Raw genomic sequence first — 937 nt, 5'->3', positions numbered from 1 at the left:
GCCAACCTCGACCTGGACAAGCTCGTCGGCACCGAGGTGACAGTGTCGATCCAGCTCGAAGGCAAGGGCCAGTTTGTCCCCGGCCTCGCCGGCAACGCCGGACTCGGCAACATCGGCGCGGGCACGCGCGAGATCACGGGGCTGGTGACCGCGGCGCGCGTAGCCGGCGAGGACCGGCACTCGATCCTGTACGAGCTCGAGCTGCGCCCGTGGCTGTACCGCGCGACGCTCACGCAGGACTGCCGGATCTTCCAGGACATGAGCGTCGTCGAGATCACCGACGCGGTGCTCGCGAAGTATCCGTACCCGGTCGACAAGCGCCTGGCCGGCGCGTTCCGCGGCATCTACCCGAAGCGCGACGTGCAGCGGCAGGCGTTCGAGACCGATTGGGCGTTCCTGCAGCGGCTGTGGGAGGAATGGGGCATCTGGTGGTGGTTCGAGCATGAGAGCGGCCATCAGCGCCTCGTGCTGTGCGACACGACGGGCGGCCACCATCCGCACGGCGCGGCGTACGAGACGGTGCGCTACCTGTCGCCGGACGGCAAGCGCATCGACGAGGAGCACATCCGCGCGCTGTCGGTGACGAGTCGGCTCACGTCCGGCAGCGTGACAGTAGTGGACTACGACTACACGCGCCCGCGCGCGAACCTGACGGTGACCGAGGAGAACCCGCGCAAGACGGCGAGCGCGGACGGTGCGGTCTACGACTGGGGCGATTACAGCCAGCCGCTGGCGGGCGCGCAAGGGGTGGCAGGGCAGCCGAACGATACCGAGCAGGAGTCCCGGCACCTGGCGCGCGTGCAGTTGGAGGCGCGCCGCTGCGCGGGCCTGCGCGCGACCGGCCGCGGCAACCTGCGCGGGCTGACGGTGGGCCGCACGTTTGCGCTGACGGGCTACCCGCAGCAGGCGGCGAACCGCGAATACGTGGTGCTGTCGT

Annotated in this window: 1 protein-coding gene; it reads left to right on the top strand. The window is 70.2% G+C overall.

Annotated features, from left to right (window positions below):
- Nucleotides 1-937, top strand: a 937-nt coding sequence (locus LGN17_RS36430; protein WP_226201562.1) for a type VI secretion system Vgr family protein, incomplete at both ends; no start/stop codon positions are given.

This window comes from Burkholderia sp. AU30280 (genome assembly GCF_020420125.1).
Taxonomy (GTDB): domain Bacteria; phylum Pseudomonadota; class Gammaproteobacteria; order Burkholderiales; family Burkholderiaceae; genus Burkholderia.
This window is presented reverse-complemented; position numbering and strand designations above follow the sequence as displayed.